The sequence below is a fragment of the Lachnoclostridium sp. An76 genome (genome assembly GCF_002161355.1).
In the GTDB taxonomy this organism is placed as follows: domain Bacteria; phylum Bacillota; class Clostridia; order Lachnospirales; family Lachnospiraceae; genus Mediterraneibacter; species Mediterraneibacter caccavium.
This window is the reverse complement of record NZ_NFHL01000001.1, coordinates 728,223-749,334: the sequence shown is the minus strand read 5'-3', so window position 1 is coordinate 749,334 and position 21,112 is coordinate 728,223. Positions and strand designations below refer to the sequence as shown.

The following is a 21,112-nucleotide window of genomic DNA, read 5'->3' as shown; positions in this document are numbered from 1 at the left end:
GAGGTAAGAATAATATGAAAAAGATAGCTGTTCTCGGGTCTACCGGGTCCATCGGGACACAGACCCTTGAGATCGTAAGGACAAACAAAGATATCCAGGTGACAGCCCTGGCAGCAGGGAGCAATATTGAACTTCTCGAGGCGCAGATCCGGGAATTCAGCCCGAAACTTGCCGCTGTATGGGATGAGGAAAAAGCAGCGGAGCTTAAGAGCAGGGTACGGGATCTGGATGTGCGTGTGTTTTCCGGGATGGACGGGCTCCTTGCCGTGGCGGCGGAGCCGGAAGCGGAGATTTTGGTGACTGCCATTGTGGGGATGATCGGCATCCTGCCCACGATCGAGGCGATCAAAGCCGGGAAGGATATCGCGCTTGCGAATAAAGAGACTCTTGTAACGGCAGGGCATATCATCATGCCCCTTGCGAGAGAAAATCACGTATCCATCCTGCCTGTGGACAGCGAGCACAGCGCCATCTTCCAGTCGCTCCAGGGAGGCCAGGAAAAGGCGCTGCACAAGATCCTCCTGACTGCGTCCGGCGGCCCCTTCCGCGGAAAGAAGAGGGAAGAGCTGGCAGATATCCAGGTGGAGGACGCACTGAAGCACCCGAACTGGACGATGGGGCGGAAGATCACTATCGATTCCTCCACCATGGTCAACAAAGGACTGGAAGTGATTGAGGCAAAATGGCTCTTTGACGTGAGTGTGGACCAGATCCAGGTCGTGGTACAGCCGCAGAGCATTATCCATTCCATGGTAGAATACGAGGACGGGGCAGTGATCGCACAGCTGGGTACGCCGGATATGAAGCTGCCCATCCAGTATGCCCTCTATTACCCTGAGAGAAGGTATCTCCCGGGAGAACGTCTGGATTTCAGTACTCTTTCCGAGATTACTTTTGAACAGCCGGATATGGAGACTTTTTATGGCCTGAGGCTGGCTTACCGGGCGGGCAGGGAAGGCGGCACGCTGCCGACCGTGTTCAATGCGGCGAATGAGCGTGCGGTGGCACTCTTCCTTGACCGGAAGATCGGTTACCTTCAGATTCCTGAGATCATACAGGAATGCATGGAAGCGCACGTGAATATCCTGTGCCCGGATGTGGAAACGATACTAAAGACAGAGCAGGAAACATATGAATTTATTAAAAACAGGTGGTAATACATGGGTATAATCATAGCGATCCTACTATTTAGTTTTATTATAATCTTTCATGAGCTCGGACATTTCCTCCTGGCGAAAAAAAACGGCATCCGGGTGGATGAGTTCTCCCTCGGCCTTGGGCCGACACTGTTCGGAAAGAAGTTCGGGGAGACGTATTTTTGTGTAAAACTGCTCCCCTTCGGCGGAGCGTGCATGATGGGGGAAGACGATGTGGAAGACACGTCCCCGGACAGCTTTAACAGCAAGTCCGTGTGGGCGAGGATGTCTGTCATCGCGGGAGGCCCGGCGTTCAATCTGATCCTTGCATGGATCTTCTGTATGATCCTCATCGGAGTGACGGGTTACCGGCCGCCGGTCGTGGCGGAGGTGCTGGAAGGATCTTCCGCCCAGGAGCAGGGGATGCAGGCGGGAGATGTCATAAAGGAGATCAACGGTCGCAATGTCCATATCTGGGATGACATGAACCTCTATACTTTGACACATGCGGGAGATGTTCCTTTTGAGATCGTGTACGAAAGAGACGGAAAAGAATATACTGCTGAGGTGGAGCCGAGAGTGCTGGATGAAAGCGGGTCAAAGCTCCTGGGAGTCGTCAGCGGGGAGATCGAGAAGCCGGGGATACTGGGAACGATGCAGTATGGATTCTACCAGCTGGAATACTGGGTGCACTATACTGTGGACAGCCTGCGTATGCTCGTGACAGGACAGGCGGGGCTTCAAGATCTGTCCGGTCCCGTAGGTATCGTGAACGTGGTAAACGATGTGTATGAAACAGCGGCTCCGGCAGGAACGGCGGCGATCGCCCTGAGCATGCTGAACTTCGGGACGCTCCTGACTGCAAACCTGGGGATCATGAATCTCCTGCCGCTGCCGGCGCTGGACGGCGGGCGGCTCGTGTTCCTGATCATCGAGGCGATCCGGAAGAAAAGAGTGCCGCCGGAGAAGGAAGGAATGGTGCATTTCGCGGGATTCGCGGCGCTGATGATCCTGATGGTCATTGTGATGTATAATGATATTATGAAATTGTTCTGAGAGACGGAAATTATTGAGGAGACTGCTGCATGAAGTTTGTGCGGCAGTCTTTTTGCTGAAAAAGAACCTGGTTCTAAATCTTTTGCATCTATTATATAATTAAAAAGATTATAGGCAGATGCAGGAGAGATCAATGGCACATATAAGAGCAATGCAGGAAGCATCAGAGAAAGGAAAACTCCAGATCAACGTAACCTCTACCGTGGACGGACGTCCCATAGCGGACGCCAGTATATCCATATCTTATACCGGCGTCCCTGAGAATATGCTGGAACGTGTAGAGACCAATCCTTCCGGGCAGACAGAGGTGCTGGAGCTTGATGCCCCGCCCGAGGAATGGAGCCTGGACCCGGATAATGAAAGGCAGCCTTACTCGGAGTACACTCTGGATATCAGCGCTCCGGGATTCGAGCCGGTGAGTATCGCCGGGGCAGAGATACTGGCAAATGTAAAAGCCATACAGAACGTCAGGATGAGACCGAGCGATGTGGGCAGGGAAGAGGAAGAAGTATTCGTCATCCCTGCCCATACTTTGTATGCGGAGTATCCGCCGAAGATCGCGGAAGATGAGATCAAACCCGTAAATGAGACCGGGGAGATCGTCTTAAGCCGGGTCGTCGTGCCGGAATACATCGTGGTGCATGACGGTTCGCCCCGCGATACGACAGCCATGGATTATTATGTCAAATATAAAGATTACATTAAGAATGTGGCGTCCAGCGAAATTTACGCGACATGGCCTGCGAATACCATACGGGCGAACGTGCTTGCCATCATGTCGTTCACTCTGAACCGGGTGTACACAGAGTGGTACCGGAACCGGGGATATGACTTTACGATCACTTCTTCGACAGCTTTTGATCACAAATGGATCCCGGAACGCAATATTTATGATACAATATCCGTGATCGTGGATGAGCTGTTTGCGGACTATCTTTCAAGGCCGAATGTGCGGCAGCCCATCCTGACCCAGTACTGTGACGGCAGGCGGGTCACATGCCCGAACTGGATGACTCAGTGGGGGTCAAAAGAACTGGGAGACCAGGGCTACTCGCCGATCGAGATCCTCCGGTATTTCTACGGAGATGATATGTATATCAATACTGCGGAAGAAATCTCGGGCATACCGGCATCCTGGCCGGGGTATACTCTGGAAGAAGGTTCCAGCGGGGAAAAGGTCCGGCAGATGCAGGAACAGCTCAACGTGATCGCCGGGGCATATCCCGCCCTGCCGAAGATCACTGCTGACGGGATCTACGGACCAGCGACAGAACAGGCGGTGAGAGAGTTCCAGTCCGTTTTCGGGCTTCCGGCGACTGGAAAAGTGGATTATCCTACATGGTATAAGATTTCCGAGATCTATGTCGGAGTGTCCCGGATCGCAGAGCTTACCTGAGACTGGGACAGAGATCGGATAAATGGTCCTTTGCGGCTGACGGAGAGAGGAGAGACATGGCTGACAGAAGAAGGAGACGGAGAAGAAAACGGACAGGGGCAGCAGGATGCCTCTGTGCCCTGGCGCTCCTTACGGGAGTGGGAGCCCTGGCGGCGTACGCAGTGCCCTGGGCCGGGGCAGAGCTGGGCGGGATGTTAAAGCGAGCAGCGGGAAAAGCGGTGGAGGAGACAGTGAATGCAGTCTCAGAGCAGGGGGCAGATTTCCCGGAACTTACCGTGACCATCGAGGAGGTAGAGGGGGATTTCTATTACCAGCAGCTCACAGAGGAGGAGCAGACGGTTTACAGAGAACTGCTCCAGGGGGTGCAGGATATGGAAGAATGTATCCTGCTCCATGCGGGGCGGGAAGACCACCCGGAAAAAGTGTATGAGTATCTCCTGTATGACCGGGCGGAACTGTTCTGGTGCGACGGCAGTTCAAAAATGACGGTCTATGACAGTTATACCGAATTTTATCCGGGTTATTCCTGTACGGAGGAGAGCCGAAGCCAGAGGCAGGCAGAGATCGATGCCGCGGCGGGGGAATGTCTGTCGGGCGTGGATGCGGGGGCAGCGGAATATGACAGGATCAAATACGTATTTGAGTATATCGTAAATACGGTTGACTATGATGAAAACGCTCCGGATAACCAGAATATCTACAGCGCCCTCGTGGGAGAACGTTCCGTCTGCGCCGGGTATTCAAGGGCAGCCCAGTATCTTCTGGGCAGGCTGGGGGTCAGGGCGATCTATGTGGTCGGCACTGTCGAAGGACAGGGCGCCCATGCATGGAACATCGTCAGCTGCGGCGGGGAGTATTACCAGATGGATGTGACCTTCGGGGATCCGGTCTTTTATTCCGCGGAGAGTGGGGAAAGGCTGCCGGAGAATGTGATCAATTATGACTACCTGTGCTGTACGGATGCAGAGATCTCAGTGGATCATGTACAGAACGGCGAAGTCATGTACCCGGCATGCAGCCAGGATGACCTGAATTATTACCGTCTGGAGGGGACGTATTATGACGCTTACGATCCTCAGCTTCTGCTGAATGCAATGAATGAGAGCATTTATGCAGGGGAGCCGATGTTCGTGTGCAAATTCCGGGATCATGCAGTGTACAGTGAGGCAAAGGAGGGAATGGTCAATGATCTGTTTCCAAAGGCGGCACGGACGGTGGCAGCCGTATACGGTCTGCAGAACGTCAGGTATACTTACATCGAGAGCGGAGAGCACTGCCGGATAACGGTAATTTGGGAGACAGAGCAGTGAGTTTTCTGCTCCGTGAGTATTTTGGGTGGGGAAAGCAAGGTCACTTTCGTCACCCGAAATTATTTTCATCCTGTTCCTCCCTGTATCTTTTGCCGCCCTATGAAATATAGGAACTACGGGAAAAAGCCGGGTGATATAATAAGGGCGTATGATAGAATTTCAGGGAGGTATACGTCGATGAAAATGAAACATGCAGTCAGCCTGCTGTCAGCGTTCTTTATCGCATCTGCACTTGCGGCGCCGGTAAATGCCGCTGAGGCAGATCTATGGACAGCCGATGCAGTGATATCAGACCGGGCGGGAGATGTGAATCCTGCAATAACGCCTGTTGCGGAACTGCCGGAGGAATATATCAGAGAGGCGATGAGCGGTCCGTACGCGACAGGAGTCTATGTTGAGGTGCTGCAGTCGGTGGAATCTGTGCCGGCTGATATCCTGGATCTGGTGAGCGAGAATGGGGGTATACTCAGTGTGGCAGTGTATGAAAATGCCGCGGATAAATATCCTCTGTATATATGGGGGATCAGAGGGGGGTACAGCAGCGGTAAAGAAGCTGATTTTAAACTGAAAGTATCTGTTGATGTGCCTGAGATAAAGCAGGGGGCAGCCGGAGTGATCGGCGACGGCAGCGTGGCATTTGCAACAGTATCCATGGCTCATGCCGGAGAATTGCCTGAGAATGCAGAACTGTCAATTCCGATCCCGGATGCGGAAAAATATGGGGTGCAGAATGTTTATTTTTATGACCATGACCGGGGCAGGATCACGGACCGCATCGGTTTTGCATTGACCACGGATACAGATTATGCCGGGTGGTGCACGATCAGAGGGCTCAGTGCAGGAGTGGATGCAGGAGACTATATCCTGACGCCTGCTGATCTGGATTATGATACAAAGATCTATTCGGATATCAGTGAAGCTGAGGAAAGGATAAAGAGAGACCTGCGATCGGATGAGCAGGCAGTAAATATCCGTATGGGATATTACCACGGAAATGAGTACAAGCTGTCTGCGGAGACACTCAATGCTGTGCGTGAGAGCGGTAAGGATCTGCATATCACATTCCCGGGAGTGGAGGCTTCAGCTACATATATGTGGACTTTCCACGGAAGTGAGATGGGAGAGGTAACGGCTCCGGTCGATCTGATCGTGAGGTTCCCGGTCAGCGGGGATGTTGTAGAGGCAGTGAACGGGAAGATTACGAATGATGCCGGAACGCTGATGCTTGATTTCCAGCACAGCGGGCCGCTGCCGTCAGGAACGGATTTTTCAACGCTTGCGTTTGCCTTTGATAATGCAGATCTGTCACAGAACGGATATTATTATTACTATGACGAAGGGGCGGGAACACTTCAGTGTTCAGGAAAAACACAATGGTATACGGAGATGGATCCGTCGGCTCCTAATGGGGAGAGCCTGTTTGTAAGACTGGAGGACATGACACACTGCTCTTACTACGTAGTCACGGATAAGCTGGCGGAGGGACCGGATGTGGATAATACGATCCCTGAGAGACCTGATCCGGAGAAACCGGCGGAGCCTGGGCAGGAAGACCCGCAGGATCCCGCGGATCCATCCGGCGGAGACGGGAATGATACGGAGCTGACCGGCGGGGATCAGGCTGGCGGAAACAGTGCCGTAAACGCAGGGACGCCGTCTCCGAAAACCGGTGACGGCAGTGAAATGCCGCTGATCCTGTACAGCATTGCCTTATCAGGTGCTGCCGCAGGGATATTGGTTTTAAAGAAACGTTGCGTGAGATGAGAAAGTCTGCGCTGCAAAAGCAGAAATGAAAAATGGGTATCTTTCCTCAGGAAGGATACCCATTTAATAATTCCGGAAGATATGTCTGACTTCCTGGAAATTTTTCAGCCCAAGTTTGTGAAAGATGCTTGTTTTCTGATTGGCGATCGTTTTTGGGGAGGAGAGAAGATCATTCGGGGCGCCAAGCAGGATTTCCAATACTTTACGCTCCGCCTGAGTGAGGGAAGAAAGGATTAGTTCCCGGATCAGGATCTTCTGAGGAGTATCCCCCAGCCAGGTATCCCGGATAAAATCATGCAGGTAAGGCATCTGTCCGGGGAAAACACATCCGGAGGCAAAAGTCTGCGTGCCTGCCTGTATGACTGCTGTCCTGTCCCGCGAGCGGCTGACCAGGAGAAGCTGCGCACAGGTATGCAGACGGAGCTGCCTGCCCGTGGGGATGACAGATAAGCCGTTGTCCTCTGTATCCGTTTCCAGGAGGATGATATCCGGAGCCTGCTTTACGGAAAGCTCGCAGATGTCCCGGGGACTGGACGGGGAGTATGCAAGATAAGACGTATCGTTCTGCCCCAGGACCGGGGATATATTTTCCCTGAGTTCATGTGTCCTGTACAGTGTAAGGACTCTGGGGCTGCTTTTCTGTCGGTTTTTCTGTTCCAAACTGTTTTCCTCCGTGTAAACATGCTGCTGTCCTGCGTACGGCATGTCTTTCGGCAGGACAGCTCGGTATGGATAATATATCAGACTACACCGGGCTTCCTGGAAAAGTTTTTTCCGTCAGCGTTGTTAAAAAAATAACAATATTTTTTATTGAAATATAAACGCGGTTGTAGTATAATCTTTACAATTTGAGAACGAGGGCGCTCTGGATCAAAAGACTCCAAGAGTGCCTTTGCTATGTAACGGCACAGCCGGAAAAGGCTGGTTTTCAGATTGCTGGCTATTGATCTATACGAAGGGAAAGGGTGAACAGATGAAGGCGTTTCTAATATTAGAAGACGGTACAGTATTTACAGGGACGAGTATCGGCTCGACGCGTGACTGTATCAGCGAGATTGTTTTTAATACTTCTATGACAGGTTATCTGGAGGTGCTGACAGACCCGTCCTACGCGGGACAGGCGGTCGTGATGACCTATCCTCTGATCGGCAATTACGGGATCACGCCGGACATGGAGTCAAAGAAGGCATGGCCGGACGGATATATCGTGAGAGAGCTGTCCAGGATGCCCAGCAATTTCCGCTGTGAAGGCACGATCCAGGAGTTCCTTGAAGAACAGGATATCCCGGGGGTCGCGGGGATCGATACCCGCGCGCTGACAAAGATCCTGAGGGAGAAGGGTACCATGAACGGCATGATCACTACAAATGAGGATTATGATCTGGATGAGATCCTGCCGAAGCTGAAGGCATACACAGTGGGGGATGTTGTCTCCAAAGTGACATGCGAAGAGAAATATGTCCTCGAAGGAACCGGGAAGAAAGTCGCACTCCTTGACCTTGGCGCAAAGAATAATATCGCGAAATCTTTAAATCAACGTGGCTGCGAAGTGACTGTATATCCGGCCCACACAACCGCGGAAGAGATCATTTCATCCAATCCTGACGGTATCATGCTCTCCAACGGACCCGGGGATCCGGCGGACTGCACATCCATTATCGAAGAAATCAGAAAACTCTACAACACAGACATCCCGATCTTCGCCATCTGCCTCGGACACCAGCTCATGGCGCTTGCTACGGGTGCGTCCACGCACAAGCTGAAATACGGACACCGCGGCGGGAACCATCCGGTCAAAGACTTGAAGACCGGCAGGGTGTATATCTCATCCCAGAACCACGGCTATGTGGTGGATGAGGAAAGCATCGATCCGGCAGTGGCTGTGCCGGCGTTCAGGAATGTAAACGACGGGACCAACGAGGGGCTTGCCTATGTGGGCAAGAACATTTTCACCGTGCAGTTCCATCCGGAGGCATGCCCCGGACCGCAGGATTCCGGATACCTGTTTGACAGATTCATTGAGATGATGGGAGGAGCGAGATAATGCCAAGAGATTTGAGTATAAAGAAAGTACTGGTCATCGGTTCCGGTCCGATCGTCATCGGGCAGGCAGCAGAGTTCGACTACGCCGGGACACAGGCGTGCCGTTCCCTGAAGGAGGAAGGGCTTGAGGTCGTTCTTTTGAACTCCAACCCGGCGACCATCATGACGGATAAGGACATCGCGGACCGCGTCTATATCGAGCCGCTGACCGTAGAGGTGGTAGAGCAGCTCATCTTAAAGGAGAAGCCGGACAGCGTGCTCCCGACCCTGGGAGGACAGGCAGGACTGAATCTTGCCATGGAGCTGGAGGAGGCTGGCTTCCTGAAGGCAAACGGCGTGCGCCTCATCGGGACCACATCCGAGACGATCAAGAAGGCGGAGGACCGTCTGGAGTTCAAGGCGACCATGGAGAAGATCGGCGAGCCGGTGGCAGCGTCCCTTGTCGTGGAAAATGTGGACGACGGCCTTGCGTTCGCGAACAAGATCGGCTACCCGGTCGTGCTCCGTCCGGCGTACACCCTGGGAGGAAGCGGCGGCGGTATCGCCCATGATTCCCATCAGCTGGTGGAGATCCTGGAGAACGGCCTGAGGCTTTCCCGCGTGGGCCAGGTGCTCGTAGAGCGCTGCATCGCGGGATGGAAAGAGATCGAGTACGAGGTGATGCGTGACAGCGCGGGCAACTGCATCACAGTTTGTAATATGGAGAATATCGACCCCGTGGGCGTGCACACAGGAGACTCCATCGTTGTGGCTCCGTCCCAGACGCTGGGCGACAAGGAGTACCAGATGCTCCGTACTTCCGCGCTGAACATCATCAGCGAGCTGAATATCACCGGAGGATGCAACGTGCAGTACGCGCTGAACCCGGATTCCTTTGAATACTGCGTCATCGAGGTAAACCCCCGTGTCAGCCGTTCTTCCGCGCTGGCGTCCAAGGCGACAGGATACCCGATCGCAAAGGTGGCTGCGAAGATCGCCCTCGGCTATACCCTGGATGAGATCAAGAACGCCATCACACAGAAGACCTACGCAAGCTTCGAGCCCATGCTGGACTATGTGGTCGTCAAGATGCCGAGGCTGCCCTTTGACAAGTTCATCAGCGCAAAGAGGACGCTGACGACACAGATGAAGGCAACCGGAGAGGTCATGAGCATCTGCAACAACTTCGAGGGAGCGCTCATGAAAGCGATCCGCTCTCTGGAGCAGCATGTGGACAGCCTGATGTCCTATGACTTCACAGAACTCTCAAAAGAGGATCTGATGGAGCAGCTCTCGATCGTGGACGACATGCGCATCTGGAGGATCGCGGAGGCGGTCCGCAGGGGCATCGATTACGATACTATCTTCAAGATTACGAAGATCGACCGCTGGTTTATCGATAAGATCGCTATCATCGTGGAGATGGAGAACGCGTTGAAAAACGAAGAACTTACGCCGGAGCTTCTGCGCGAGGCGAAACGGATCGAGTTCCCGGACAATGTGATCGCCCGCCTGACAGGGAAGAGCGAGAGGGAGATCCACGATATGCGCCACGAGAACGGTATTGTGGCGGCGTACAAGATCGTTGACACCTGCGCGGCAGAGTTCGCGGCAGAGACGCCGTATTATTACTCTGTATACGGAAGCGAGAACGAGGTGGAGGAGACTTCCGGAAAGAAGAAGGTGCTCGTCCTCGGCTCCGGACCGATCCGCATCGGACAGGGGATCGAGTTCGACTTCTGTTCCGTACACTGTACCTGGGCGTTCTCAAAAGAAGGGTACGAGACGATCATCGTCAACAACAACCCGGAGACCGTAAGTACGGACTTCGACATTGCGGACAAGCTGTACTTCGAGCCTCTCACGCCGGAAGACGTGGAGAGCATCGTTGACATCGAGAAGCCGGACGGCGCTGTGGTACAGTTCGGCGGACAGACAGCGATCAAGCTGACAGAGGCACTCATGAAGATGGGCGTGCCGATCCTCGGAACTTCCGCGGAGAACGTGGATAAGGCGGAGGACAGAGAGCTCTTCGACGAGATCCTGGAAGAGTGCGAGATCCCGCGCCCGACCGGAGGAACTGTATTTACCGCAGAGGAAGCAAAGGAAGTGGCGAACCGTCTCGGCTATCCGGTGCTGGTACGCCCGTCCTACGTGCTGGGCGGACAGGGCATGCAGATCGCCATCAATGACAATGACATCGACCAGTTCATCGGCATCATCAACCGGATCGCACAGGATCACCCGATCCTGGTAGACAAGTACCTGCAGGGCAAGGAGATCGAGGTGGATGCGGTGTGCGACGGAACAGATATCCTGATCCCGGGTATCATGGAGCACATCGAGCGTGCGGGGATCCACTCCGGAGACAGTATCTCCGTTTACCCGGCGCAGAGCCTGACAGAGGGCGCCAAGGCGAAGATCGCGGAGTACACGAGACGTCTTGCAAAATCGCTCCATGTCGTAGGTATGATCAACATCCAGTTCATCGTCTGCGGCGAGGACGACGTATATGTGATCGAGGTCAACCCGCGTTCCAGCCGTACTGTGCCGTACATCAGCAAGGTGACAGGCATCCCGATCGTGCCGCTGGCGACACAGGTCATCATCGGAAAGAAGATCCGGGAACTGGGATACACACCGGGACTTCAGCCGGAGGCAGACTATGTGGCAGTCAAGATGCCGGTATTCTCCTTTGAGAAGATCCGCGGCGCTGACATCAGCCTGGGACCTGAGATGAAGTCCACAGGAGAATGCCTCGGTATCGCGAAGACCTTTGACGAGGCGCTCTACAAAGCATTCCTGGGCGCAGGCATCAAGCTGCCGAAGTTCAAGAACATGATCATGACCGTCCGCGACGAGGACCAGCCGGAGGCAGTGGAGATCGGACGCAGGTTTGAGGCCATCGGCTACCACATCTTCGCTACCAGCGGAACAGCGCGCGCGCTGAACGCGGCGGGCGTGAAGGCAACCCCGGTCCGCAAGATCGAGCAGGAGTCGCCGAATCTTCTCGACCTGATCCTGGGACACAAGATCGACCTTGTCATCGACATCCCGGCACAGGGAGCAGAGCACTCCAAGGACGGATTCGTCATCCGCAGAAATGCCATCGAGACAGGCGTGAACGTGCTGACTGCCATTGATACGGCAGAGGCGCTTATCACAAGTCTTGAAAATACAGATATAAAGAAACTCACACTGATCGATATCGCGACGGTGTAGTGAGAAAATAATCCAACAGGGACCAGAGTATCTCTTCCGAGCGAAAACGCTCTAAAAAGACACTCTGGTTCCTGTTGCTTTTGTTAATGATTTTTGTATATGGCACATATACTTGACGTATGACAAGTAGGTGTGCTATCCTTTTTTAAAGGATGTGAGGATCAATGATAAAGAAGATTATTTCAGATATACAGGATATGACATATCTGGACTGGACCCGAATACGAAACTCATCTGGTACGGCAGGCAGTTTCCTGAAAGCGTATTATGAGTTAAATGGTAAAAAGATATACTATAAGCTGTCCAACTATGATTCATATAAAGGAATTGTAGGATGCGAGTGTGTCAATGAACTGATAGCTGACAGGCTTTTATCTGTACTGGGCATCGAACATCTTTCCTATCAGCTGATACATGCAAAAGTAAAAGTTTTTGACAGGGAATATATCACATGGCTGTGTGCATCAGAAGATTTTAAAAAAGCAGGAGAGAGCAAGATCGCGTTGGATATTTATTATCAGCTGGAAAGAAAAGAGGGAGAGTCTCCGCTTGAGTTCTGTATACGAATGGGATGGGAAGATTATATTTATGAAATGCTGGCAGTTGATTTCCTGATTTTAAACAGGGACAGACATGGGGCAAATATAGAAGTCCTCAGGGACAGAAGAAATAAAACAATCCGGCTGGCGCCATTGTTCGATCACGGTCTGTCATTCTTTTTCAGTTCCCGCAGCATGGAAGACATACAAAAAACAGATGTGATGGAGGATAAACCGGTGCAGTGCTTTGTCGGAGGGAATTCTGCAAAAGATAATCTGGAGCTGATCCCCTGTGATCATATGCCTAAACTTCGCTCTCTGCATCCGTCAGATAAACTGTTTATTTTGGAAGGGTTGGATAAAGTGCTGCCGAAAGAATATCTGAATAAGATATGGGAAATGATCAGGAGGCGATGGGAATATTATGAAAGCTTTTGCAATCAAAGATGACACGGTTTCTAAGAGCAGAGAGCTTGCGTATCTGCTTTATTATGAAATGCCGAGGATGTTTTTTATCGAAATTTCAGAACAGACTACCGAGTGGGAGGCGCCCCTGCTCCTGTCTTCATTTGTTAAGGATGGGAAGTATACAGTGGACGCATACTGGAGTAGAAAATGGGTGCAGCAGAGGATCGTGCCGCCGGATCGGCAGAATCTGGGGGAGATACTGCGGAAAAATGGGTTGAAAGAATATGATGAATTCAGTCTGCTGGAACTGTCAGGAGGGAAGTGCGCGCAGGACGAATGCTATATCGAACCTGTCAGCGAAGATGAAGTTTATGAGAAAATGCAGGACCGCTTTGGGAAAAAAGTGAAAAATGCAGTGCCTCTGGAAAATTACGACATCCTGCTTTTTTTTGAAAATGATATGGTTAAAAAATGTAGTTTGACAGAAACTCTGTCAGAAAAAAAGGATTTTCTGCCTCTCCGAAATAATCCCGATGTATTTGACAGGGTGAAAGTCCTCCCGGGAGGACAGGGGATCTGCTGGGGAGAAACACTGACTATATCCAATGAAGAACTGTATCAGATGGGAGAACAGATCCCGCTCACACCGGATGACTTTAACATCTATATCGAGCATGAAGTGATCTCAACGGCAGAGGCGGCGGAAAGGCTGAATTGTACCCGGCAGAACATTGAGGATCTGATCCGCAGAAATAAGCTGCATCCCGTAAAAACTATGTTGAAAAGCAAGCTTTTCCTTAATTCAGAGGTGGAACGCAGAAAGTGGAAATAGATTCTTACAAAAATTGTCGGAAACTGCAGTAAGGACTGCCAAGACGACGAAAGGATTGCCCGGAGCTTTACTTATCAGAAGAGAAGGAGCGCTGTTCCATAGATGAATGTCAATCTATGAACAGCGCTCCCTGCTGTATCTGTTTTGCCGTTATCATTTCCTGTCCGAAACAGACGGATAAGCCCTTATGACTGTTTCTGGTTCTTCAGTTCCTGCATTTTCATGGCGCGCACCTTCAGCGGCAGTCCGAAAAGGTTGATGAATCCGTCTGCGTCGTGGTGGTCATAGAGGTCGCCTGTCGTGAAGCTTGCCAGAGACTCGCTGTACAGAGAGTACGGGGAAGTTTCGCCTGCACGGATGATGTTTCCTTTGTACAGTTTGAACTTCACTTCGCCGGTCACATACTGCTGAGTCACGTCCATAAATGCCTGGATCGCCTCGCGCAGCGGTGTGAACCATTTTCCTTCATACACGATCTGTGCGAATTTATTTCCAAGGTCTTTCTTTACTTCATATGTCGCGCGGTCGAGCACCAGCTCTTCCAGCTGCTGATGCGCTTCCATAAGGATCGTTCCGCCCGGTGTCTCGTACACGCCGCGGGATTTCATGCCTACGACACGGTTTTCCACGATATCAATGATGCCGATGCCGTGTTTTCCGCCAAGGGCGTTCAGCTCTTTGATGATGTCGGATACTTTCATTTCTTTGCCGTTTACACTCTTCGGCACACCTGCCTCGAATGTCATGGTCACATATTCCCCTTTATCCGGCGCTTTTTCCGGTGTCACACCGAGCACGAGCAGGTCATCGTAATTCGGCTCGTTTGCCGGATCCTCCAGCTCCAGGCCTTCGTGGCTGATGTGCCACAGGTTGCGGTCGCGGCTGTAGCTGTGCTGTGCGTCGAACGGAAGGTCAATGCCGTGCTGGCGGCAGTACTCGATCTCATCCTCGCGGGACTGCATGGTCCACACGTCTGTCATCCTCCAGGGAGCGATGATCTTGATATCCGGAGCGAGCGCTTTGATGCCCAGCTCAAAGCGGATCTGGTCATTTCCTTTTCCTGTCGCGCCGTGGCAGATCGCGACAGCGCCTTCCTTGCGGGCTACCTCGACAAGCTTCTTCGCGATGGCCGGACGCGCCATGGATGTGCCGAGAAGGTATTTGTTCTCATAGACAGCCCCTGCCTTGACACATGGTACAATGTAGTTGTCGCAGAAATCATCCACGATATTTTCGATATATAATTTGGAAGCTCCTGAAAGCTTGGCCCTCTCATCAAGGCCGTCCAGTTCCTCCCCCTGTCCGCAGTCGATGCAGCAGCACACGACATCATAGCCGAATGTCTCTTTCAGCCACGGGATAATGGCAGTTGTGTCAAGACCGCCTGAATACGCTAATACCACTTTTTCTTTACTCATATCAAATGCCTCCTGAATGTATTTTTATTCGCTTTTCAGTTCCGCCGGGCGGGGCTGAAAACATATGTCACTGCCGTTTTTCACAAGCTAGAACATACTATACACCAAAATTTATAATTATGCAAGAGAAAACTGATAAAAAAGAATAGTATGCATAATATCACATAAAAATGCATAAAAAATCATTTTTCCTGTAAGAAAATGCATAAAATTTCAATGGGGGATCAGCGGAATACCGGGAAAGAACACCGGGAAGCTGCGCCACATAGACTGATATCAGAGCAGGGGAACAATAGCCGGCCTGCTGAAAAATCGAAACAAAGATCAGGAAGGGAAAGAATGGAATGATATCAGTCAGTCTTTGTATGATCGTCAGGGATGAAGAAGAAGTGCTTGGGCGCTGCCTGGAAAGCGTAAAAAGCACTGCTGATGAAATGATCATCGTGGATACCGGTTCGCAGGACAGGACGAAAGAGGTCGCAGCGCAGTATACGGATAAGATCTATGACTTTGAATGGAAGGAAGATTTTTCGGCAGCGAGGAATTTTTCTCTGTCAAAAGGAACAAAGGATTACCTGATGTGGCTTGATGCAGATGATATCCTGCCCGAAGAGAGTGCGGCGGCGATGTTGGAACTTAAACAGAAACTGCCGTGCGATACGGATGTTGTTATGATGCCATATGCTGTAGCGTTTGATGCCAGTGGAAAAAGCACATTCACATATGACAGAGAGCGGCTTGTGAAAAACAATGGCGCCTTTCTCTTCCGGGGACGCGTCCATGAAGTGATCCCGCCTGCCGGGAATATATATTATTCGGATGTGCTGATCGAGCACAGAAAGATCGGGTCCGGGGATGGGGACAGGAACCTTCGGATCTATCAGGACATGGAGAAAAAAGGAGAATACTTTGACAGCCGTTCCCTCTATTATTATGGAAGAGAACTTTTGTCCCACAGAGAATATGAAAAAGGCGCACAGGTACTACGGTCATTTTTGGACCGCCCGGACGGATGGGTGGAAAATCAGATCGATGCGACCCGGCAGATGGCATACTGCTTTTACGGAACAGGAGAGGAGGGCAGAGCGCTCGGTGCACTGCTGGAGGGGCTGGCATATGATGTGCCGAGGGGAGAGACCTGCTGTGACCTGGGAAGACATTTCATGGACAGGGGACAGTATGAGCAGGCGGCCTACTGGTACAGGCAGGCGCTTAGTGCAAAGAAGGCGGAACGGTCCGGGGCATTTATAACAGAAGACTGCTATGGCTACCTTCCCGCGATCTCGCTGTGTGTCTGCTATGACAGACTTGGAGAATACGGGTTGGCAGAAGAGTATAATGAGCTGGCTGAAACGTTCTCTCCCGGTTCGGATTACTGCCGTGTGAACAGGGAGTATTTCCGTAGGAGAAGATCAGACGGACAAAAAAGGGATCCTAACATACATTAATTATGAAAGGAGGTTGGCAATTATGATATGGTTCAGAAAAAAACAAAAAGATAACAAAGATGATTACGAAGTGCACGGGCAGTCCTCGTGCTGTCACAGGGATGATAACTGCGACCGGGAAAGATGCGGATGGAATCCTTTTGGATGCCAGAGACCCTGCCCGCCAGCACCGTGCTGCTGTACCGGTCCGACGGGGGCGACCGGTGCAACAGGTCCAACGGGCACAACCGGTCCAATGGGTCCGACTGGCCTGACAGGAGCAACTGGGGCAACAGGACCGACCGGCCCGACGGGCCCAACCGGTCCGGGGAGCGGAGCAACCGGCCCAACTGGCCCCACGGGCGCGACAGGTCCAACGGGTCCAACAGGTCCGACTGGTCCGAGTGGAGCGACCGGCCCAACCGGCCCGACCGGTCCCAGCGGAGCAACAGGTCCAACCGGCCCGAACGGTCCCAGCGGAGCAACAGGTCCAACAGGAGCGACCGGTCCAACCGGCCCGACCGGTCCAACCGGCCCGACAGGCCCGAGTGGAGCAACAGGTCCAACAGGTCCGACCGGCCCGAGCGGAGCAACCGGCCCGAGTGGAGCGACAGGCCCAACCGGTCCGACTGGTCCGAGTGGGGCAACCGGCCCGAGCGGAGCAACCGGTCCCAGTGGAGCAACAGGTCCTTCTGCATCGGAGCAGCAGGCCAGCTACCTGGCGGCGTATTCCACGCCATCCCAGACCGGGACGACAGGCACAGCTCTGATCTTTGACAGAAATGCTTCGTCAGGCGGGACTGATGTGACGCATTCCCAGAATACTCCGCAGGTCACGATCCAGACTCCGGGAACGTACGAGGTGTCTTTCCATGGGAATATAGGCCCGGTGAGCACATCAAGGCTTCCGTTTACGGTTTCCCTCTATCTTCAGCAGCAGGGGACTACCGTGCCGGGCACTTTGATCCAGCATACGTTCCAGGCGGCGACAGATTCGGCGGGCGTGGCATTCTCTCAGATCATTTCGGTGACTTCGGTCCCGGCAGTCCTTCAGGTGACCGGGCAGGGCGGGAACTTTTTCTACGGAGGTATCAATCTGACAGTGCAGAAGATCGGCGGCGCATCGGTATCCTGAGATGTGCCTGATATTATGGAAGCGGGCAGGCGGGATCTTTTCCTGCCTGCCTGAATTATATGGAAGTAAAAAGAATAGTATATATAAGGAAAGATCTGACGGATCAAGGCAGCGATGTAATGCAAAGGCGCCGATATGGCGGAAATTGTTACTTTTGTGGGAAAGTAGTAAATTTTACCTGTATTTTTTATTAAAATTATATAACCAAAAATGCAAAGGGATGCATAAAAAGTGCAAACTAAACGGTTCGAAATTTGGTATAATAGCATCTGTAAGCAGATTACTTTCCGTAATATTTACGGAAGGGGCTTGTTAAGACAGCATGAGGAAAGGGCTTTGACACCTGTCCGATAATTGCTAAATACCTAAAGAAAGGGGGATGAGAACATGCCAGATATTAGATTGACAAGGATCGACAATCGTCTGATTCACGGTCAGGTGGCGACACAGTGGTGCGGCGTTGTAGGCGCTAATCTTCTGCTTGTTGCGAATGATGCGGTTGCAGCGGATGAATTCCGCCAGAGCCTGATGAATATGGCTGCGCCTGCATACGCGCAGACAAGATTCTTCACCATTCAGAAAACAATCGATATCATCCACAAAGCTTCTCCGAATCAGCATATTGCGATTATCTGCGAATCACCACAGGATGTGCTTAAGCTTGTTGAGGGCGGGGTTCCGATCAAGAAAGTAAATATCGGTAATATGCACATGGCTGATGGCAAACGTCAGGTTGCAACTTCGGTTGCAGTGAATGACGATGATGTTGCAACTTTCAAAAAGCTGCAGGATCTCGGTGTGGAACTTGAGATCAAGAGAGTTCCGGACACGCCGGCAGAAAGTGTCGACAAATTATTTAAGTAATTAACAGGTTTTATCGGTTAAATGGAAAGGAGTAAATATGGAGATTTCAATTATCCAGGCAATACTGGTCTTCGTGGTAGCATTTATCATGGGAATCGACCAGTTCAGCTTCTTAGAGTCTCTGTACCAGCCAATCGTTACCTGCCCGATCATCGGTGCTATCCTTGGTAACTTTGAGCTTGGTATCGTAGTTGGTGGTGCTTACCAGCTGATCCAGATCGGCTCCATGCCGATCGGTGGTGCTCAGCCGCCGAACGCAATCCTCGGTGGTATCATGGCAACGATCTTCGCAGTATCTCTTAACATGGAGGCAACTGCTGACGGCGTTGGCGCAGCACTTGGTCTTGCAATTCCGTTCGCAGTATTTGGACAGTACGCTGTTACTCTGACATTTACATTTATGTCAGGTATGATGGCTAAAGCTGACAAATATGCAGAGGAAGCTAATGTAAAAGGTATCCGCAACCTGAACTTCCTTGAGATGGGCGTTCTGGGATGTCTGTTTGGTATCCTGGCAGTTGCTGGTCTCTATGGCGGTTCTGCACTCGGTGAGACACTTCAGCAGTTCTCCTATGACTTCTCATGGGTAATGGCTGGTCTGGACGCAGCAGGCGGCGCTATGAAGTTCGTCGGATTCGCGATCCTGATGAAAGTTATGATGTCCAACGAGATGTGGGGATTCCTTCTGGCAGGTTTCGTTATGGCACTGCTCTGCAGCGCAAATGCGACAACTTCCGGAGCAACTCTGATCCTGTGTGCATTCGTAGGTGTGGCTATCGCCCTCTATGATTTCAACACACAGACAAAGATCAAACAGAATGCAGGCGCAGGCGCAGGATATGTAGGAGGTGACTCGGATGGCATATAATATTCCAGATAAATATCAGGATTTAACTCCGGCACCGAAGCTGGACAACAAAACATTAAATAAGATGGTATGGCTGTCCTGTTTCTTACAGGCATCCTTCAACTATGAAAGAATGCAGGCTTGTGGATGGCTCTGGGGCATCCTTCCGGGTCTTCAGAAAATACATACAAACAAAGAAGACCTGAAGGCTTCTATGGCTCACAACCTGGATTTCCTGAACACTCACCCGTTCCTTGTAACATTCGTAATGGGTATTGTTCTCTCCCTGGAGCAGAACAAAGCTGATACACAGACGATCCGTTCCGTACGTATTTCTGCGGCAGGTCCTCTCGGCGGTATCGGTGACGCTCTGTTCTGGCTGACACTTGTTCCGATCACAGCTGGTCTTACAGCGAACATGGCTATGGAAGGACAGATCATTGGTGCGATCCTCTTCCTGATCATCTTCAACGTAGTTCAGTTTGTAGTACGTTTCGGACTTATGTACTGGGCCTACGGACTTGGAACAAAAGCTGTTACTCTTCTTACATCTAATGCAAAAGAGTTTACACGTGCAGCAAGCATCCTTGGTATCTTCGTAGTTGGTGGTCTTATCGCAAACTATGGAGCTACAACTGTCCGCCTGATCATTGGCGAGACACAGATCAATATCCAGAGCCTGCTTGACGGCGTACTGCCGAAGCTGATCCCGCTCCTGATCACACTTGGTATCTATGTGCTGATCAAGAAGGGCTGGACACCGGTTAGATGTATCATCCTTATCCTTGTAGTAGGTATCGTAGGATGTGCGTTCGGTATCTGGACAGGTAACTCCCAGGCTATGGACGCTGACGGAAATACACTTCCGGGTGGATATACACCGCTTGTTGAGTGGTATGAGTATCCGGTGCCGGAGGAAGCTGCTGAATAACAGCGGTTATTAAAACAAATATGATTCCAGCGCGTTTCGCGCCGGAGGAATGAGGGGAGGGATCCAGATCCCCCCCTCATATTAATCTAGAGAGAAATCAGGTGGCTGTTTGAATCCGATAACAATTTTTATAGTAGTAGTGGCGTTTGCCGCATATCTTATATTTCAGGGCATTAAAAATTTCCAGCTCCACAATCTGAACGAAAGTCTCAGGAAGCGGGACAGCGAGACTGTGGAACGGATCGCTGATATGGGAATGACCCGCAGGCTCCTCGGCGAATATGTGTGTGATCTTTATAAGCTGCGTGTTTTTTACGTGACGAAAGAAGAGGATAAGTTTGAAAAGCTTTTAAAACATATGCTGAAGGCTGAAAAATACCGTCCTGATGACAGGGAGAGTTTCCTGGAAACGTATTTCCACACATTCCTGATCAAGGGAAACCGAAAATACGCGGACTGGATCCTTGAAGCGATCAGAAAGACAGGAAATCAGAAATTTATCCGTTACAGTGAAGAATCTTATGCGGTGATGCTGGATAAGAGGAGCGATCTGATCGACAAAATGGAAGAGGATATCAATTCCAAGCTTTATTACGGATTTGCGCTGGGCGTAGTTCTGTTTATGGTTGCAAAACAGTATTCCTATCTGGGAGACGACAGAAATGCACTCGAGTATATGAGGAGTGCGAAAGCATGTTTTCATCCAAAGGCAGTTTATATGCCTGTTGTTGACAGATATCTGGAAGAAGCAGAGGCGTAATATACGTACATGCCTTGCAGATGCAGGCGTTAAACATGTTTAGAA

At 51.4% G+C, this 21,112-nt stretch carries 17 protein-coding genes; 15 read left to right on the top strand and 2 right to left on the bottom strand.

Annotation, left to right across the window (positions count from 1 at the left end):
- Positions 1-14 precede the first annotated feature (14 nt).
- The 5 genes from dxr (at position 15) to B5G27_RS03370 (ending at position 6,662) form a co-directional block, all read left to right on the top strand.
- Complete coding sequence (gene dxr, locus B5G27_RS03390; RefSeq protein ID WP_087177551.1) at positions 15-1,157, top strand: 1-deoxy-D-xylulose-5-phosphate reductoisomerase; 1,143 nt, start codon at positions 15-17, stop codon at positions 1,155-1,157.
- A gap of 3 nt (positions 1,158-1,160) precedes the next feature.
- On the top strand, positions 1,161-2,192 hold the full coding sequence (rseP, locus tag B5G27_RS03385) for an RIP metalloprotease RseP (RefSeq protein ID WP_087177550.1): 1,032 nt from the start codon (positions 1,161-1,163) through the stop codon (positions 2,190-2,192).
- 133 nt (positions 2,193-2,325) lie between these two features.
- A complete protein-coding gene (locus B5G27_RS03380) occupies positions 2,326-3,588 on the top strand; it encodes a peptidoglycan-binding protein (RefSeq protein ID WP_087177549.1) in 1,263 nt (420 codons plus the stop codon).
- Positions 3,589-3,644: 56 nt separating this feature from the next.
- Positions 3,645-4,898, top strand: coding sequence for a transglutaminase domain-containing protein (locus B5G27_RS03375; protein WP_087177548.1), 1,254 nt, complete (start codon positions 3,645-3,647; stop codon positions 4,896-4,898).
- Positions 4,899-5,075: 177 nt separating this feature from the next.
- Positions 5,076-6,662: a hypothetical protein gene (locus B5G27_RS03370; RefSeq protein WP_087177547.1), complete on the top strand. Its 1,587-nt coding sequence runs from the start codon at positions 5,076-5,078 to the stop codon at positions 6,660-6,662.
- 63 nt (positions 6,663-6,725) lie between these two features.
- Here B5G27_RS03370 and B5G27_RS03365 read toward each other — a convergent pair whose 3' ends face one another.
- A complete protein-coding gene (locus B5G27_RS03365) occupies positions 6,726-7,322 on the bottom strand; it encodes a response regulator transcription factor (RefSeq protein ID WP_087177546.1) in 597 nt (198 codons plus the stop codon).
- A 313-nt stretch (positions 7,323-7,635) separates the two neighbouring features.
- Here B5G27_RS03365 and B5G27_RS03360 point away from each other — a divergent pair, with 313 nt between their 5' ends.
- The 4 genes from B5G27_RS03360 to B5G27_RS03345 all read left to right on the top strand — a co-directional run bounded on the left by B5G27_RS03360 (position 7,636) and on the right by B5G27_RS03345 (position 13,685).
- Entirely contained in the window at positions 7,636-8,706 is a 1,071-nt protein-coding gene (locus B5G27_RS03360) for a carbamoyl phosphate synthase small subunit (protein ID WP_087177743.1), read from the top strand.
- Complete coding sequence (carB, locus tag B5G27_RS03355) at positions 8,706-11,906, top strand: carbamoyl-phosphate synthase large subunit (protein WP_087177545.1); 3,201 nt, start codon at positions 8,706-8,708, stop codon at positions 11,904-11,906. Before B5G27_RS03360 ends, carB begins: the two co-directional genes overlap by 1 nt.
- Positions 11,907-12,070: 164 nt before the next feature.
- Positions 12,071-12,895 carry a hypothetical protein gene (locus B5G27_RS03350; RefSeq protein WP_087177544.1) on the top strand — a complete coding sequence of 275 codons (825 nt, stop codon included), beginning with the start codon at positions 12,071-12,073 and terminating at the stop codon, positions 12,893-12,895.
- Complete coding sequence (locus B5G27_RS03345; protein WP_087177543.1) at positions 12,870-13,685, top strand: DUF2442 domain-containing protein; 816 nt, start codon at positions 12,870-12,872, stop codon at positions 13,683-13,685. The genes B5G27_RS03350 and B5G27_RS03345 overlap by 26 nt, the downstream gene beginning before the upstream one ends.
- Before the next feature lie 185 nt (positions 13,686-13,870).
- Here the strand turns inward: B5G27_RS03345 and B5G27_RS03340 are convergent, their stop codons facing one another.
- Positions 13,871-15,103, bottom strand: a complete 1,233-nt coding sequence (locus tag B5G27_RS03340; RefSeq protein ID WP_087177542.1) for an argininosuccinate synthase — start codon at positions 15,101-15,103, stop codon at positions 13,871-13,873.
- Positions 15,104-15,447: 344 nt separating this feature from the next.
- On the opposite strand from B5G27_RS03340, the gene B5G27_RS03335 reads away from it, so the two are divergent.
- The 6 genes from B5G27_RS03335 (at position 15,448) to B5G27_RS03310 (ending at position 21,067) form a co-directional block, all read left to right on the top strand.
- A complete protein-coding gene (locus B5G27_RS03335; protein ID WP_087177541.1) occupies positions 15,448-16,551 on the top strand; it encodes a tetratricopeptide repeat-containing glycosyltransferase family 2 protein in 1,104 nt (367 codons plus the stop codon).
- A 784-nt stretch (positions 16,552-17,335) separates the two neighbouring features.
- Positions 17,336-17,665 (top strand): hypothetical protein, encoded by a 330-nt coding sequence (locus B5G27_RS15930; RefSeq protein WP_162611149.1) that lies wholly within the window; start codon positions 17,336-17,338, stop codon positions 17,663-17,665.
- A gap of 387 nt (positions 17,666-18,052) precedes the next feature.
- Positions 18,053-18,529 (top strand): PTS N-acetylgalactosamine transporter subunit IIB, encoded by a 477-nt coding sequence (gene agaV / locus B5G27_RS03325; protein WP_087177540.1) that lies wholly within the window; start codon positions 18,053-18,055, stop codon positions 18,527-18,529.
- Positions 18,530-18,566: 37 nt separating this feature from the next.
- Positions 18,567-19,397 (top strand): PTS mannose/fructose/sorbose/N-acetylgalactosamine transporter subunit IIC, encoded by an 831-nt coding sequence (locus B5G27_RS03320; protein ID WP_087177539.1) that lies wholly within the window; start codon positions 18,567-18,569, stop codon positions 19,395-19,397.
- Positions 19,387-20,307 (top strand): PTS system mannose/fructose/sorbose family transporter subunit IID, encoded by a 921-nt coding sequence (locus B5G27_RS03315; RefSeq protein WP_087177538.1) that lies wholly within the window; start codon positions 19,387-19,389, stop codon positions 20,305-20,307. The genes B5G27_RS03320 and B5G27_RS03315 overlap by 11 nt, the downstream gene beginning before the upstream one ends.
- Positions 20,308-20,416: 109 nt before the next feature.
- Positions 20,417-21,067 carry a hypothetical protein gene (locus B5G27_RS03310; protein ID WP_087177537.1) on the top strand — a complete coding sequence of 217 codons (651 nt, stop codon included), beginning with the start codon at positions 20,417-20,419 and terminating at the stop codon, positions 21,065-21,067.
- Positions 21,068-21,112 lie beyond the last annotated feature (45 nt).